Annotated in this window: 10 protein-coding genes and 1 pseudogene; 4 read left to right on the top strand and 7 right to left on the bottom strand. The window is 65.0% G+C overall.

The window, feature by feature from the left end:
• Positions 1-39: 39 nt before the first annotated feature.
• The 4 genes from IEW19_RS04515 to IEW19_RS04500 all read right to left on the bottom strand — a co-directional run bounded on the left by IEW19_RS04515 (position 40) and on the right by IEW19_RS04500 (position 4,893).
• On the bottom strand, positions 40-420 hold the full coding sequence (locus tag IEW19_RS04515; protein WP_188570493.1) for a GntR family transcriptional regulator: 381 nt from the start codon (positions 418-420) through the stop codon (positions 40-42).
• A complete protein-coding gene (locus IEW19_RS04510) occupies positions 417-2,231 on the bottom strand; it encodes an ABC transporter ATP-binding protein (RefSeq protein ID WP_188570492.1) in 1,815 nt (604 codons plus the stop codon). The genes IEW19_RS04515 and IEW19_RS04510 overlap by 4 nt, the downstream gene beginning before the upstream one ends.
• The gene (locus tag IEW19_RS04505) at positions 2,228-3,958 is read right to left on the bottom strand and encodes an ABC transporter ATP-binding protein (RefSeq protein ID WP_229748338.1); all 1,731 of its coding nucleotides are present in this window, start codon (positions 3,956-3,958) and stop codon (positions 2,228-2,230) included. Before IEW19_RS04505 ends, IEW19_RS04510 begins: the two co-directional genes overlap by 4 nt.
• A gap of 155 nt (positions 3,959-4,113) precedes the next feature.
• Positions 4,114-4,893: a trans-aconitate 2-methyltransferase gene (locus IEW19_RS04500; protein ID WP_188570490.1), complete on the bottom strand. Its 780-nt coding sequence runs from the start codon at positions 4,891-4,893 to the stop codon at positions 4,114-4,116.
• 96 nt (positions 4,894-4,989) lie between these two features.
• Here IEW19_RS04500 and IEW19_RS04495 point away from each other — a divergent pair, with 96 nt between their 5' ends.
• From IEW19_RS04495 to IEW19_RS04485, 3 genes are all read left to right on the top strand, one after another.
• Positions 4,990-7,530, top strand: a complete 2,541-nt coding sequence (locus tag IEW19_RS04495; RefSeq protein WP_188570489.1) for a DEAD/DEAH box helicase — start codon at positions 4,990-4,992, stop codon at positions 7,528-7,530.
• Positions 7,531-7,583: 53 nt separating this feature from the next.
• Complete coding sequence (locus IEW19_RS04490; protein ID WP_188570488.1) at positions 7,584-8,099, top strand: GNAT family N-acetyltransferase; 516 nt, start codon at positions 7,584-7,586, stop codon at positions 8,097-8,099.
• Between the two features lie 64 nt (positions 8,100-8,163).
• Positions 8,164-9,477 (top strand): alpha/beta fold hydrolase, encoded by a 1,314-nt coding sequence (locus IEW19_RS04485; protein ID WP_188570487.1) that lies wholly within the window; start codon positions 8,164-8,166, stop codon positions 9,475-9,477.
• Here IEW19_RS04485 and IEW19_RS24190 read toward each other — a convergent pair.
• Both IEW19_RS24190 and IEW19_RS04475 read right to left on the bottom strand, forming a co-directional pair.
• Positions 9,463-10,710 (bottom strand): annotated as a pseudogene (locus IEW19_RS24190) (MFS transporter). The gene IEW19_RS04485 and the pseudogene IEW19_RS24190 overlap by 15 nt on opposite strands.
• Positions 10,711-10,840: 130 nt before the next feature.
• On the bottom strand, positions 10,841-11,869 hold the full coding sequence (locus IEW19_RS04475; protein WP_188570486.1) for a TerC family protein: 1,029 nt from the start codon (positions 11,867-11,869) through the stop codon (positions 10,841-10,843).
• A 318-nt stretch (positions 11,870-12,187) separates the two neighbouring features.
• On the opposite strand from IEW19_RS04475, the gene IEW19_RS04470 reads away from it, so the two are divergent.
• Positions 12,188-13,507 carry an ABC transporter substrate-binding protein gene (locus IEW19_RS04470; protein WP_188570485.1) on the top strand — a complete coding sequence of 440 codons (1,320 nt, stop codon included), beginning with the start codon at positions 12,188-12,190 and terminating at the stop codon, positions 13,505-13,507.
• A gap of 111 nt (positions 13,508-13,618) precedes the next feature.
• On the opposite strand, the gene uvrB is transcribed toward IEW19_RS04470, so the two are convergent.
• Positions 13,619-15,733: an excinuclease ABC subunit UvrB gene (gene uvrB, locus IEW19_RS04465; protein WP_188570484.1), complete on the bottom strand. Its 2,115-nt coding sequence runs from the start codon at positions 15,731-15,733 to the stop codon at positions 13,619-13,621.
• Between the last annotated feature and the right edge of the window lie 14 nt (positions 15,734-15,747).

Below are 15,747 nucleotides of genomic sequence, written 5' to 3'. Positions count from 1 at the left end.
GCTAATCGAAAACTTTTTCGAACACTCACGGTTCCGCCCTCAGGGAACATCGTAGGCGGCGGCCAGGAGCTTCACCGCTTCTGCGAAGCTGGCGCCCTGGGATTTGGCGACGGCGGCGTAGGCGGCAGCGGCGTCAGAGAGGCTCCCGAGCCTCTCATCACGAGCTGAAACCACGGTCCCGTTCCGCCCGCGGGTAGCGACGATGCCGGCCGCTTCCAGCTCTTTGTAGGCCCTGGCCACGGTGTGCGGGGCGACGTCGAGTTTTTCTGCGAGGGCCCGCACCGCGGGCAGCCGGGTGCCTGGGGCCAGCGCGCCGCTGTCCGCCAGATGGATGACCTGGAGCCGCAGTTGTTCGAACAGCGCCACGCTGCTGGCCGGGTTAGGCCGCCATGATCCGGGAAAGTCGCCAGCGGTGCTCACAGGCCGCCCTCCAGGACCCCGGCCCTGCCGTCGCGTTCGGCAAACTGGGCGTTGTAGAGCCTGGCGTAGTAGCCGTTGGCGGCAAGGAGGCTTCCATGTGCGCCCTGTTCGACGATGCGTCCGTGGTCCATGACGAGAATTAGATCAGCGTTCCGGATAGTGGACAAACGGTGGGCGATCACGAAGCTCGTCCGGCCGTGGCGCAGCCGCTGCATGGCCTGGCGGATCAGCAGTTCCGTCCTGGAATCCACGGAACTGGTTGCTTCATCCAGGACCAGTACGGCGCGCCCCGCCAGCTGGGCCCTGGCAATGGTGATGAGTTGGCGCTGCCCCTGGCTGAGCGGCTCGCCGCCGCTTTCCAGCACCGTTCCGTAGCCATGCGGCAGGGACCGGACGAACCGGTCCGCGTGGGTGGCCTCCGCGGCGGCGACGATGGCATCATCCGTGGCGTCCGGCAGGCCGTAAGCGATGTTCTCGCGGATGGTTCCCCCGAAGAGCCAGGAGTCCTGGAGCACCACACCGAACTGCCCACGTAACTGGTCCCGGGGAATTGCCGCGATGTCCTTGCCGCCCATGGTGATCCGGCCGGATGAAGGTTCCAGGAACCGCATGAGCAGGTTCACTATGGTGGTCTTGCCCGCCCCGGTGTGTCCCACGATGGCTACTGCCTGGCCCGGTTCTACGGTGAAGCTGAGGTTACGGACAGCGGGAACTGAACCGGGGTAGCCGAACGTCACGTCGTGGAAAACTATGCGTCCTGCTGCGGGGGCGCCGGCAGGCCGGCCACCGGGCTCCTGCGGGTCCTCGCCGGCATCCAGGAGCACGAAAACCCTGGCGGCTGACGCTGCGCAGGACTGAATGACGTTGAGCAGTCCGCCGATCTGCCCCACCGGCTGGGTGAACAACCGGCTGAACTGGATGAAGGCCTGGACACCCCCAATGGTCATGGCCCCTGCGAGGACCTGCAGTGCCCCCACGACCGCAACCGCTATGTAGTTAAGGTTGGCCATCAGCACCATCAGCGGCTGGACTACCCCGGCTGAGTACTGGGCTTTGGCCGCCGCCCGGGCCAGCCGTCCGTTGCTGCGGCTGAAGATTTCCGCCGCCTGTTCCTGGCGGCCAAAGGCCTTGATGACTTCGTGCCCACTGATGAATTCCTCCACGTGCGCATTGAGTTCGCCGGTCTCCTTCCATTGTCCGGCGAAGTGCTCCTGGGACCGCTTGGCCACAAGGACGGTGATCCAGATGGAGACAGGAACGCTGGCAATGGCGATGGCGGCGAGCAACGGTGAGATCCACAGCATCATGGCCAGCGAACCGCACAGCATCAGGACCGACACGATCAGCTGTGTCAGGACCTGGTTCAGGGCTTGGGCAATGTTATCGATGTCGTTGGTTGCCCGGCTCAACACGTCGCCGCGGGAGCGTTCGCGGAAGTAGGTGGACGGGAGCCGGTGAAGCTTGTCTTCGACCGAGGCACGCAGGCCGTACATGAGCCCCTGCACTGCGCGGGCAGTCAGCGCCCCCTGGACCCAGTTGAACAGCGAGGCGAAGACGTACATCATGGCCACGGCTGCCAGCAGGAGTCCGAGCCGTTGGTCCAGGCCGCCTTGGAAGACGGCGTCCACCACCACGTCGGTGGCGTCCCCCAGGTACTTGGGGGCCGCGACATTGAGGACCGCGAATGCGCAGGTGGCCGCGACGGCTCCGAGTATCTGCAGCCGGAAGGGGCGAAGGAGGCCAAGGAGCCTGCTGGCGGTCGGCCAGAACCTGTGTGCCGTTTCCCCGGCTTCCTCCTCCCGTGCGCTCACAGGGTGCCATCCAGTGCGAGCTGCGATTCGGCGATCTCGCGGTACGTGGCGGACGTTTCCAGCAGCTCCCGGTGCGTTCCCTGCGCAACCAGCCGGCCGTCGTCGAGCACCAGGACGCGGTCTGCGTCTTCCACCGCGGAGACGCGTTCGGCCACAACGATGACGGTTGCGTCGGCGAGCGCCTGGTCCATGGCGTGCCGCAGCCTGGTGTCCGTGTCGTAGTCCAGGGCGGAGAAGCTGTCGTCAAAGAGGTAGAGGGGCGCCTTGCGCAGGAGGGCCCTGGCGATGCACAGCCTTTGCCGCTGCCCGCCTGACAAGCTGGCGCCTCCCTGGCCTACGGGAGTGGCGAGCCCAAGATGGAGGTCACGCATGAACCGCATGGTCTGCGCCGTCTCCAGGACAGCCCAAAGTTCCTCGTCCGTGGCTTCGGGCGCAGCCATCCTCAGGTTGTCCGCGATGGTTCCCGTGAACAAGTGGGAGTGCTGGGGCACGATGGCCATGGCAGCCCGGAGCTGGTCCAGGGGCAGGTCCCGGATGTCGTGGCCGGCAAGGGTGATGCTGCCCTCGGTGGGGTCGAGGAAACGGGGGATCAGGTTCAGCAGCGTTGTCTTGCCACTTCCGGTGGAGCCGACAATTGCGGTGGTGGTGCCGGCAGCGGCGGTAAAACTGATCTCCGCAAGCACGGGCGCCTCAGCTCCCGGATAGGCGAAGCCGACGCCCTGGAAAGACACAGCAGCCGGCTGAATTGTGTCTACCCGGGGCTGCGCGCCGGCCGAGGCCGAGCTGCTGACGGACGGCTCCGTATCCAGCACCGCCTGGATGCGTTCGGCGCAAGCGGAGGCCCGCGGCGCCGTCATCAGCACATACATGGACATCATGATCGCCAGCAGGATCTGCATGATGTACGCGATGAACGCCGTGAGCGCCCCAAGGTTCATCAACCCTGCCTGGATGCGGTGGCCGCCAAACCATACGACCGCAACCGAGCTGGTGTTGACCACCAGCATGATCATCGGCAACATCCCGGCCACCAGGAGCGCGGACTGCAGGTTGTTGGCAGTCAGGCCGGCGTTGGTTTCCGCAAACCGCCGCACTTCATGTCCCTGGCGTACGAAAGCGCGGATCACGTCCACGCCGATGATCTGTTCGCGAAGAATGCCGCCCGACCGGTCCAGCAGTTCCTGGCCCTGACGGTAGAGCGGGATCAGCCGGCGGACGATCAAGTACATGATCAGCAGGAGCAGGGGCACGATGACGATCACCACCACGGACAACGCCACATCCTGCTGCACCGCAAGGACGATGCCGCCCACGCCCATGGCCGGCCCGGCAAAGAGCATGGTGAAAACGAGCACGGCGAAAGCCTGGATCTGCTGGGCATCGTTCGTGGCGCGCGTGGTCAGGCTTTGGGTACCGAACAGGGCCACATCCTGGGAGGACAGCGACTGGATCCGGGTAAAAACCTCAGCCCGGAGGCGGTGCCCGATCCTCATGGCCACCACCGCCCCAAGGTAGCCCGCCGCGATGGCGGACGCAGCCTGCACTACGGCAATGGTCGCCATGAGCATGCCCAGCCGCGAGATCACCCCAGGCTGGCCCGCCACAATGCCGTCATCGATGATGGCGGCATTGACCGTAGGCAGCAGCAGGTTTGCCGCCGCCTGGACCAGTTGCAGGAGCACGATAGCCCAGACCTGCCCGTATTGGCCGGCCAACTGCCGCCTCATAAGTCCGACCAGCAAAATACCCCCCTGTAAATGCCTGGGCCGAAGAGGGGGCCGGCGGCTTGACCCCTAAACCACAGTCGCCATTGTAAGCCCAATCACTTTGCAGCACTGTCACATCGTGTGACAGCCTGGAAAACCAGTCGAAAGGAGCGCAACTAGCGCGCTTTGCGCCCCACTGCGAAGATCCGGCGGAAGGGAAATACAGTGCCGTGGGCACCTTGGGGATACGCGTCCCGCAGGGCGGCCGCATACTCCGATTCGAAGCGCTTGGCGTCGTCCTCTTCGAGGGCGGCCACCACCGGCCGGAGGGCAGTGCCCCGGACCCATTCGAGCACGGGGTCAGGCCCCGGAAGGACCTGCTGGTAGCTGGTTTCCCATGCGTCCGCCGCCCACCCGCCGTCGAGCAGGATGCTTAGGTAGTCCCGGGGCTCCCCCACTGATTCCCCGCCACGCAGCACCCCGTCCAGCTTGGCGGCCCAGCGGCCTGACGCCGCCAGCTCCCGCATCAGCGAGTGCGACGGGGAGTTGAAATTTCCGGGCACCTGCATGGCAAACCATGCGCCCGGCCGGAGGGCCTCCAGCCACCTCCGCATCAGGTCCTGGTGGCCGGGAACCCATTGCAGGGCAGCATTGCTGACCACAACGTCTGTGTCCGGAGCGGGCATCCAGGCGGCGATGTCCGCCTGCTCAAACTGCAGGGACGGAACCTCCTCCGCCAGGGATGCCGCTTTCGCCAGCATCTCCCCGGACGAATCCAGGCCAAGCACCCGGGCACCGGGCCAGCGTTCGGCCAGCGTGGCCGTGAGGTTCCCCGGCCCGCAGCCAAGGTCGACCACCCGCGCGGGCCTGTCGGCGTGGATCCGGGCAGTGAGGTCGAAGAAAGGCCGGCTCCGGTAGTCGCCAAACTCGACGTACTTTGCGGGGTCCCATTTCATGAAATTCTCCAGGTTCTGGCGGGCAGACGGGCAAGGCGTAGCTTAACCCGGACGGGACGGGAATCGATTAGCAGCGTGGCACTAAGGTTGAAATCAATGAAACTCGTTGACCAGCTGAGCGATCTGTCCATCCCCAAAGCCGCCGCCGTCGACCCCGACGCCCTTTACACCCGCTTCGTGGAATGGACGGAAAGCAGGGGCCTGTCGCTCTACCCGGCCCAGGACGAGGCCATCATGGAGCTGGCAACCGGTGCGAATGTCATCCTCGCCACGCCCACGGGGTCCGGGAAATCCCTGGTGGCGATTGTCGCGCACTTCCAGGCCATGGCCCAGGGCCGGCGGAGCTACTATACGGCACCCATCAAAGCACTGGTGTCCGAAAAATTCTTCGCACTCTGCGACATCTTCGGGGCGGAGAACGTCGGCATGATCACAGGCGACTCCGGGGTGAACCAGGACGCGCCCATCATCTGCTGCACGGCCGAGATCCTGGCCAACATAGCTTTGCGGGAAGGCTCCGCAGCGGAACTGGGCGCCGTGATCATGGATGAGTTCCACTTCTATTCCGACCCGCAACGCGGCTGGGCCTGGCAGGTTCCCCTCCTGGAGCTTCCGCAGGCACAGTTCCTGCTGATGTCCGCCACCCTGGGGGACGTGACCCGGTTCGAGGAGGGGCTCACCTCGCTCACCGGCCGTCCCACCACGACGGTGAGTTCGGCAGAGCGGCCCATTCCGCTGCACTACTACTACCACCAGACTCCCGTCCACGAGACTTTGGAGGAATTGCTGTCCACCCGGCAGGTGCCGGTCTACGTGGTGCACTTCAGCCAGCTCGAAGCGATCGACAGGGCCCAGAACCTGATGAGCATCAACGTGTGCAGCCGGGAGGAAAAGGACAAGATAGCGGAGCTCATTGCCAACTTCCGGTTCGCCGCCGGGTTCGGCAAGACACTCAACAGGCTGGTGCGCCACGGGATCGGTGTGCACCACGCCGGCATGCTGCCCAAGTACCGCCGGCTGGTGGAGCAGCTGGCGCAGGCCGGGCTGCTGAAGGTCATTTGCGGCACGGACACGCTGGGCGTAGGCATCAACGTGCCCATCCGCACCGTGCTGCTTACCGCTTTGAGCAAGTACGACGGCGTCCGCACCCGCCTGCTCAACTCACGCGAGTTCCACCAGATAGCGGGCCGGGCCGGGCGTGCGGGGTACGACACCGCCGGGACGGTGGTGGTTCAGGCACCCGAGCACGTGATTGAGAACGTCAAGGCGATGGCGAAGGCCACTGCCAAGTTCGGTGACGACCAGAAAAAGCTCCGCCAAGTGGTGAAGAAGAAGCCGCCCGAAGGTTTCGTCTCCTGGGGTGAGCCCACCTTCAAACGGCTGGTGGAATCGGTGCCGGACCCGCTGACGTCCAGCTTTACGGTGACACACGCCATGCTGATGAACCTGATGGAACGCCCCGGTGATCCGTTCGCGGCAGCCAGGCGGCTGCTCACCGGGAACCACGAACCGCGCTCTTCCCAGCTGCGGCTGATGAGGAAGGCGCTGGGTATCTACCGTGAACTGCTCGCCGCCGAGGTCATCGAACGGATACCTCCGGAGGAGCAGGGGGCCGATGGCCGCACGGTCCGGCTGACCGTGCACCTGCAGCCGAACTTCGCCCTGAACCAGCCGCTCTCCCCCTTTGCACTTGCCGCACTTGACCTCCTTGACCCGGAGTCGCCGTCGTACGCCCTGGACGTGGTGTCCGTGATCGAGGCGACCCTGGAGAAACCGCGGCAGATCCTGTCCGCCCAGCAGAAGAAGGCGCGGGGAGAGGCGGTGGCCGCCATGAAGGCTGACGGCATCGAATATGACCAGCGGATGGCCATGCTGGACGAGGTCACCTACCCCCAGCCGCTTGCGGAGATCCTGGGCGAAGCGTTCGAGGTGTACCGGAAGGCTGCGCCATGGGTGGGCGACTTTGAGCTCGCGCCCAAGTCGGTGGTCCGCGACATGTACCAGCGTGCCATGAACTTTGGCGAATTCGTGCAGTTTTACGGCCTGGCCAGGTCCGAAGGGATCGTGCTGCGGTACCTTGCCGATGCGTTCAAGGCGCTGCGCCAAACCGTGCCGCAGGACATGCTGCGCGAGGACCTGGCAGACCTGACCGCCTGGTTGGGTGAGCTGGTTCGACAGGTAGACTCCAGCCTCCTGGACGAGTGGGAGGAACTGGCCTCCGGTGCCGCGCCCACGCCGCACGACGCGCCACCGCCCCCGCCGCCATCGCTCACATCCAACATCCGGGCGTTCCGGGTTATGGTGCGCAACGAGATGTTCCGCCGGGTGGAACTGTTTGCCGATGAGGACGCCACGGCCCTGGGAGAGCTCGACGGCGGCTCCGGATGGGGTGCCGAACGCTGGGAAGACGCGCTGGACGACTACTTCGACGAACACGACGACATCGGGACCGGCCCGGATGCGCGCGGCCCTGGCCTGCTCATCATCACCGAAGAGCCCCGAACCTGGAAGGTGCGACAGATCTTCGACGACCCGGTCGGCAACCACGACTGGGGTATCTCGGCCGTGGTGGACCTGGCGGAGTCTGACACGACCGGAACGGCCGTGGTCAGGGTAACGGATGTGAACAGGCTGTAAGGCGTGTCCCGGCCCTGCCTGGGCCCCATTGATGCCGGCGGTAAGCTCGGACAATGAGTGTAATCCGCCCCGCAACCCGGAACGACGTGCCCGCGATCCTCCGAATGATCCATGAACTGGCGCATTACGAGAAGGAACCCGACGCCGTCCGGAATACTCCTGAACTGCTGGAGCAGGTGCTCTTTGGCGCGAACCCCCGCGTTTTCGCGGCCATGGCTGAGGACGCGGCAGGCGATGTGCAGGGCTTTGCGCTGTGGTTCCTGAACTACTCCACGTGGGAGGGCGTGCACGGAATCTACCTCGAAGACCTCTACGTGAGCCCGGAAGCCCGCGGCGAGGGCCACGGCAAGGCGCTGCTGCAGCACCTGGCCGCGATCGCCGTCGAAAACGGTTATGCCCGCGTGGAGTGGAGCGTGCTGGACTGGAACGAGCCCTCCATCAATTTCTACCGCGGCCTTGGTGCCCGCCCCATGGACGGCTGGTCCACCTTCCGGCTCACCGGCGAGGCGCTGGACCAGTTCGGCCGCGTACCGTCCGCCGGCTCCCTTCCCGCTCCTGTCCGTGGTTAAGGCACAGCGGAGCGCGATCCCTGCCGTCGGGCATGAGATCAGGGCCCGACATGAATTCCGTGGCATGCGCACATTTGAGCACTACTTCACGGTCCCGCTGGACCATTTCGCCCCTCCCGGGGACGCTTCGCCGGGGCGGGGGACGCCGGATCACGGAGGCCCGGCGGGTGAGACCATCACGGTTTTCGCGCGGGAGTACGTGTCTGCGGCGCACAGCGAGGAGGCCGCCGCACGGCTGCCGTGGCTCCTGTTCCTGCAGGGCGGCCCCGGCGGGCGCGGCAACAGGTGGGGGTCCCTGGGCGGCTGGAGCAAGGCCGCAGCGCAAGACTTCCGAATCCTGATGCTGGACCAGCGCGGCACCGGCCTCTCCACGCCCCTTGACCGCAACACGCTGCCACGCCGGGGGTCAGCGGCCCACCAGGCCGCCTACCTGGAACGCTTCCGGGCCGATTCGATCGTGGCGGATGCGGAGCTGATCCGCCACACGCTGGAATCACCCGCCTGGACCGTCTACGGCCAGAGCTATGGTGGCTTCTGCGCCTTGTCCTACCTCTCATTCGCCCCCGGGGGACTGCGCGGAGCGCTCATCACCGGCGGCCTGCCGCCACTCACCGGCAGCGCGGATGACGTGTACCGGGCCACGTACCAGCGGGTAGCGGCACGGAACGATGAATACTTCGGCTGGTACCCGGAGGACCGCGACGCGGTGGAACGGATTGCCCGCCACCTGCGGTCCACACCGGAGCCCCTGCCCGACGGCAGCGCCCTTACCGTGGAGCGGTTCCAGATGGCGGGGGCATTCCTGGGCGGAAACACCCGCGTGGACAGCCTTCATTACCTCCTGGAGGACGCCTTCGTGGACACTGCGGGCGGACCCAGGCTTGCGGACACGTTCCTGGAGCAGCTCCACAGTGTGGTCTCCCGCCGCTCCAACCCGCTGTACGCGCTGATGCACGAGTCCATCTACGGCCAAGGGCAGGCCACCAATTGGTCAGCCTGGCGGATGCTCGGCGAGAAGCCCTGGTTCAGGCCGGACGCCGAGCCGCTGCTGCTGACCGGCGAGATGGTGTACCCGTGGTATTTCGAGCAGGACCCGGCCCTCCAGCCGCTCCAGGAAGTGGCGGAACTGCTGGCCGCCAAGCAGGACTGGAAGGCGCTCTATGACCCGCAGGTACTGGCCGCCAACACCGTCCCCGCCGCAGCGGCTGTCTACTCGGACGACATCTACGTGGACCGGGATCTCTCCCTGCAGACAGCAGCGGCGGTCCAGGGGCTGCAGGTCTGGGAGACTGCTGACTTCCATCACGACGGAATCGCCGACGACGGTGAGGGGATCTTCGCGCGCCTGCTGGGGATGGTCCGGTCAGGCGGCCGCTGACTGCCGGTGTGACGTCCGCGTGATGACGGCCGCTGCCAGGACAGCCGCCGCGATGGTTCCGCCGAGCCGGTTCAGGCCAAGGTAACCGGCGAAGCCCAGGACCAGGCCGGACACTGCGCCACCCGCGGCGCCCGCGGCGCCCATCAGCATATCGGAGACGCCCTGGACAGCCACCCGGGCTTCCTGCGCCGCTTTCGGCCAGCAACGTGGACCCTGAGATCGTGGCTGCGGACCAGCCTATGCCCAGCAGGGCCAGTCCTGCGGCCACCGCGGCGGTTGAGGATTGCCCGAACCCGGCGACGGCCACGGCGGCAGTCAGAACGGTGAACCCGACCATGATGGTTTCCAACCTGCCCGCCCTGTCAGTCAGCCAACCCATGACCGGGGATAGCGCGAACATCCTGCGACCGGGTCCTACCACCAAATGCTGCAGGTGCAGCGGCGGCATGGACATCACGCCTACCATCACCGCGTGGGCGGTGGCGATGCCGGTCACCGCCAGCAATGCCATCCTGGAACTGCGGATGGCCCGAAACCCCCGGCCGAGCGACCCCTTGGCGGCACCTGCGGGGGCGCCGGCAGGAGGGGCGGCAGGCGCTGGCTGCAGTGCTCACCACGGGCCCGGCATATGTGGAACGGCGAAGAGAAGCACGGCCGCTATGAGGAGGCCGGCCCCGGAGATTACGAAAGGACCCGCAACGGGAGGCAGGCCCAGCGCCGTCCCCACGCCCGTGCCGGGCTGGATCAGGTTGGGCCCGGCCGCGGCGCCGACGGTTACCGCCCAGACAACGGTGGACAGCGCCTGTCCACGGTGTTCCGGGGCGGCGAGGTCCACCGCAGCGAACCTTGCCTGCAGGCCCGCTGCGGTGCCCACGCCGATGCCTGCCGATCCCAGGAGCAAAAGGATGAAGAGACCGGATACAACAGCGAGCACCATAAGCAAAGCTCCTGCAAGAGCCGCCGAGAGCCCGGCCACCTGGCCGGTACGGCGGCCGCGCTGTTCCGCCAGCGCTGCCAGCGGCAGTGCTGCCACGGCAGCCCTCAGGTCATCACCGTGGCAACGGCGCCCGCCCAGGCACTGGAACCGGAGAGTGCTACGGCCAGGATGGAGCCAATGGACACGGTGGCTCCCGTCCCGAGTCCACCAAAAACCTGGGCGATGCTCAAGACCGCAACGGTGCGCCGCTGCACTTGGCGCACGCCCTGTCCCTTCACAAGTGTGCGGGCAGCCATGATCGGAGCATAGTCGTGTGCCGTCGCCTCCCACAGGGGTTTGAAATGGGGGTTTCATGCAGGGGGTTAAAGCGTGATCCCGGCCGCGCAGGCGGCCGGGATCACCGGATTCGAAGGGGCCGCCGCGCGCCTACTCGGCGTCGCTGTGGCTCTTCCGGGCGTCTTCCTCAAGCCGCGGGTCCACCTTGGCGGCCTGGGCCTTGGAGCTGACCAGGCTGGCGACCACGGCAATGATGATGGTGCCCACGATGACGGCCAGCGAGACGAAGGTGGGGATTTCAGGCGCCCACTCGATATGGCGTCCGCCGTTGATGAACGGCAGCTCATTAACGTGCATGGCGTGCAGGACAAGCTTGACGCCGATGAACGCCAGGATGAAGGACAGGGCGTGCTTCAGGTAAATCAGACGGTTCATCAGGCCCCCGAGCAGGAAGTAGAGCTGCCGCAGGCCCATCAGGGCAAACAGGTTGGCGGTGAAGACAATGAAGGGGCTTTGTGTCAGGCCGAAGATGGCCGGAATGGAGTCCACCGCGAACAGCAGGTCGGTCAGGCCGATGGTGATGAAGACGATCACCATGGGGGTGAAGACCTTCTTGCCGTTGACCGTGGTGCGCAACTTGCCGCCGTCGAACTTCTCCGACATGGGGATGACCTTGCGGATCCTGGCAATCAGCGGATTCTCGCGGTCCTCTTCCTCTTCGCCCTCGTCCTGGGCCTGCTTCCATGCCGTCCACAGCAGGAACGCGCCGAAGATGTAGAACACCCAGCTGAACTGTTCGATGACGATGGCGCCGAGCAGGATGAAGATGCCACGCAGGATAAGGGCGATGATGATGCCCACCATCAGCACTTCCTGCTGGTATTTCCGGGGTACGGAGAACCTGGCCATGATGATGATGAACACGAACAGGTTGTCGATGCTCAGGCTGTACTCGGTGATCCAGCCCGCGACGAACTGGCTGCCGAACTCGGGCCCGGTGAAGGCGAACATGGCACCGGCGAAGGCCAGGGCCAGGGACACGTAGAACGCCACCCACAGGCCGGCTTCCTTCATGGAGGGTTCGTGGGGGCGCCGGACCACAAGGAGGAGGTCGGTCAGGAGAATCAGGCCGAGGACAACAAATGAGCCGACCTCGAACCATAGGGGCAAATCGAGCACAGGGAAGCCTTTCGCAGGGTACACAAATCGGTGTAAGTCTCTCCGGCCTGCCCGTGCACTTGGTGCTGATGTGGCGGCCCGCTACGCCCGGCAGGGCAACTGTGCCCTGCGTGTTGACGATCGTAGCGTTTGGGATACTCCCCTACGTGCCTTTAACTCTACCCCAGGCCGGTATCGGGCCACGCCCGGCGAGCCCGCCTTGGATAACGTTTTCCCTCTACCCGTTGACGCCTGCCGCTGGCCTTGTAATAATCGCACGAAACGAGAAAGCGGTTTCTCGTCCGATCTGTGTTCTTTCAGAAAGTCAGGGTTGGGTCAATGAAGACTTCTCTTCGCACTAGCAATGCAGTCAAGGCGATCGCCACGGCCGCCGCCGTGGCGATGCTCGCTGCCGGCTGCTCCTCCTCCCCGTCCAGCGACAGCGGCGGTAATGTCACCGTCCGCTTCACTTGGTGGGGCAACGACCTGCGCAACAAGGAGACGCAGCAGGTAATCGACGCATTCCAGGCCACGCACCCCAACATCAAGGTCCAGGCTGAGCCCGGAGTCTGGAGCAGTTACTGGGACAAACTTGCCACCACCACGGCCGCCAATGATTCTCCGGACGTGATCCAGATGGACCAGGCCTACATCGCTGAGTACGGCGGCCGGGGCGCGCTGCTGGACCTGTCCAAGCAGAGCAACATCGAGACGTCCAAGATTGACCAGGACGCCCTGAAGTCCGGTCAGGTCACCGGCAAGCAGTACGGCCTCAGCACCGGCCAGAATGCCAAGGCCGTGATGATCAACACCAAATTGTTCAAGGACTACGGCGTTGCCATCCCTGACGACAAAACGTGGACCTGGGACGACTACGCCAAGACAGCCGCCCAGATTGCGGCGGCTGCGGGGAAGGCCGGCCAGGCCAACTACGGCAGTTCCTACTCGCTGACCGACTCCGACCTGAACACGTGGGCAATGCAGCACGGCGAGTCGCTGTACTCAGCGGACGGGGGCCTTGGCTTCAAGGAGGCCACCGCTACATCCTTCTTCCAAAACGTGCTGAACCTGCGCAACCAGGGGGCCGCCCCTCCGGCCAACATTGCCACCGAGGACATCAGCGCCCCGGTCGAACAGACCCTCTTCGCCACCGGCAAAACGGCCATGTCATGGTGGTGGACCAACCAGGTCAACGCCCTCCAATCGGCGCTGAAGACCGACGTGAAGATCCTGCGCGCTCCCAGTTCCACGGGCAGCGCCAAGGACAACGGCATGTCCTACAAGCCGTCCATGTTCTGGTCCGTTTCCTCGCGCAGCAAGCACCCCAAGGAAGCCGCTGAAGTTGTCAACTACATGCTCAACAACCTGGATTCGGCCAAAACGATCCTGACCGAGCGCGGCTTCCCCACCAACTCCGACGTCCAAACGGCGATCGACCCGCTGCTGACGGCTGCGGACAAGGCCGCTGCGGCATTCCTGAAGGACATTAAGCCTGACCTGAAAAGCGGTCCTCCAGTGCCTCCCACCGGTTCCTCCGGGGTGCAGGCGCTGATCCAGCGCTATAGCACCGATGTCCTCTTCGACCGCAAGTCCCCCTCCGACGCAGCCAAGGGCCTGATGCAGGAGGCACAGGCCATGATCGACTCGGCCAGGAAGTAAGGCGGCGGCACCGCATCAGACAGTGCGACGGCGGGCACCCCACCCGGGGTGCCCGCCGTTCCATTGGCCAGGCCCGCGCCTGAAATCGTGTGCTGGAAAAGAAACCCCTGATTAGGCGTGGCCTGCCGCCTGCATCTGGCGCAGTTCCTTCTTCAGTTCGCTGACTTCGTCGCGTATCCGTGCCGCCACCTCGAACTGCAGTTCCGCCGCGGCGCCGTGCATTTGTTCCGTAAGCTGCTCGATCAGGCCCACAAGGTCCTCGGCCGGCGCCGCCGCCAGGCCGTCCGCGCGTACCTGGGCAGCGCCCTTCTTCGCGCCCGCCTTGTTTGTCCCCGTGATGCCGCGCTTGCCCTTGCCGTAGTCGAAGCTGCCCAGCAGCGCATCGGTGTCGGCGTCTTCCTTGGCCAACTGGTCCGTAATGTCGGCGATTTTCTTCCGCAGCGGCTGCGGGTCCACGCCGTGTTCCTTGTTGTATGCCACCTGGATGGCGCGCCGCCGGTTGGTCTCATCGATGGCGTTGGCCATGGAGTCGGTGATGCGGTCCGCGTACATGTGGACCTCACCGGACACGTTGCGGGCGGCACGCCCGATGGTCTGGATGAGCGACGTGGACGAGCGCAGGAAGCCTTCCTTGTCCGCGTCCAGGATGCTGACCAGGGAGACCTCGGGAAGGTCGAGTCCTTCACGGAGGAGGTTGATGCCCACCAGGACGTCAAAGGACCCCATGCGCAGCTCGCGCAGGAGTTCCACGCGCCGCAAGGTATCCACGTCAGAGTGCAGGTACTCCACCTTGACGCCGTGGCCCAGCAGGTAGTCCGTGAGGTCCTCGGCCATGCGTTTGGTCAGCGTGGTCACCAGGACACGTTCGTTCTTCTCCACCCTCGTCTTGATTTCACCGAGCAGGTCATCGATCTGGCCCTTGGTGGGCTTGACCACCACCTCCGGATCGACCAGCCCGGTGGGCCGGATGATCTGCTGGACGAACCCGTGCGCCTTGCCCAACTCGTATTTACCGGGCGTGGCGGAAAGGTAGACGGTCTGGCCCACCCGTTCCAGGAACTCGTCCCACTTCAGCGGCCGGTTGTCCATGGCGGACGGCAGGCGGAAACCAAAGTCCACCAGGTTCCGTTTGCGGGACATGTCGCCTTCGTACATGGCCCCGATCTGGGGAATGGTCACGTGGGACTCGTCCACCACCAGCAGGAAGTCGTCCGGGAAGTAGTCCAGGAGGCAATGGGGGGCGGTGCCCGGCCCGCGCCCGTCAATATGCGAAGAGTAATTCTCGATGCCGTTGCAGAAGCCCATCTGCTGCATCATTTCGAGGTCGTAGGTGGTGCGCATGCGAAGGCGCTGTGCTTCAACCAGCTTGTTCTGGCTTTCCAGCACCTTCAGCCGGTCGGCCAGTTCATCCTCGATCCGCTTGATGGCCCGTGCCATCCGCTCCGGGCCGGCCACGTAGTGCGAGGCCGGGAACACGTACATTTCCTCTTCGTCGCGAATGACTTCCCCGGTCAGCGGATGAAGGGTGTGGATGTTCTCGATCTCGTCGCCAAAGAACTCGATCCGGATGGCCAGTTCCTCATACATCGGGATGATTTCCACGGTATCGCCGCGCACCCGAAAGGTGCCGCGGTGGAAGTCCATGTCATTGCGGGCGTACTGCATGGCGACGAACTTCCGCAGCAGGGCATCCCGGTTCATCTCCTGGCCCTTGCGCAGCGTGACCATCCCCGCAATGTATTCTTCCGGGGTTCCCAGGCCGTAAATGCAGGAAACAGTGGCCACCACAATCACATCGCGGCGCGTCAGCAACGCGTTCGTGGCTGAGTGGCGGAGCCGTTCGACTTCCTCGTTGATGGAGGAATCCTTCTCGATGAAGGTGTCCGTCTGGGCCACGTAAGCTTCGGGCTGGTAGTAGTCGTAGTAGGAGACGAAGTATTCCACCGCGTTGTTGGGCAGCAGTTCGCGGAACTCGTTGGCCAGCTGCGCGGCGAGGGTCTTGTTCTGCACCATCACCAGGGTGGGGCGCTGCACCTGTTCGATGAGCCAGGCGGTGGTAGCGCTTTTACCCGTACCCGTGGCGCCGAGCAGCACCACGTCCTTCTCACCGTTGTTGATGCGCTGCGTCAGTTCCGCGATGGCGGCAGGCTGATCGCCCGCAGGCTTGAATTCGCTGATGACTTCGAAGGGCGCTACAACACGGTTGACTTCCTGCGCAAGGCTCATGGATCTAATTTACA

The sequence above is a fragment of the Arthrobacter liuii genome (assembly GCF_014639275.1).
GTDB classification, from domain to species: Bacteria; Actinomycetota; Actinomycetes; order Actinomycetales; family Micrococcaceae; genus Arthrobacter; species Arthrobacter liuii.
Note: the sequence above shows the minus strand (reverse complement) of the source record. Positions and strands in the feature narration are given on the sequence as shown.

Bases quoted from the DNA above. Each gene is read 5' to 3' on its own strand.
- IEW19_RS04495 (WP_188570489.1), top strand. From the start codon at position 4,990: ATGAAACTCGTTGACCAGCTGAGCGATCTGTCCATCCCCAAAGCCGCC.
- IEW19_RS04500 (WP_188570490.1), bottom strand. From the start codon at position 4,893: ATGAAATGGGACCCCGCAAAGTACGTCGAGTTTGGCGACTACCGGAGC.
- IEW19_RS04485 (WP_188570487.1), top strand. From the start codon at position 8,164: ATGCGCACATTTGAGCACTACTTCACGGTCCCGCTGGACCATTTCGCC.
- IEW19_RS04490 (WP_188570488.1), top strand. From the start codon at position 7,584: ATGAGTGTAATCCGCCCCGCAACCCGGAACGACGTGCCCGCGATCCTC.
- IEW19_RS04505 (WP_229748338.1), bottom strand. From the start codon at position 3,958: ATGAGGCGGCAGTTGGCCGGCCAATACGGGCAGGTCTGGGCTATCGTG.
- IEW19_RS04470 (WP_188570485.1), top strand. From the start codon at position 12,188: ATGAAGACTTCTCTTCGCACTAGCAATGCAGTCAAGGCGATCGCCACG.
- uvrB (WP_188570484.1), bottom strand. From the start codon at position 15,733: ATGAGCCTTGCGCAGGAAGTCAACCGTGTTGTAGCGCCCTTCGAAGTC.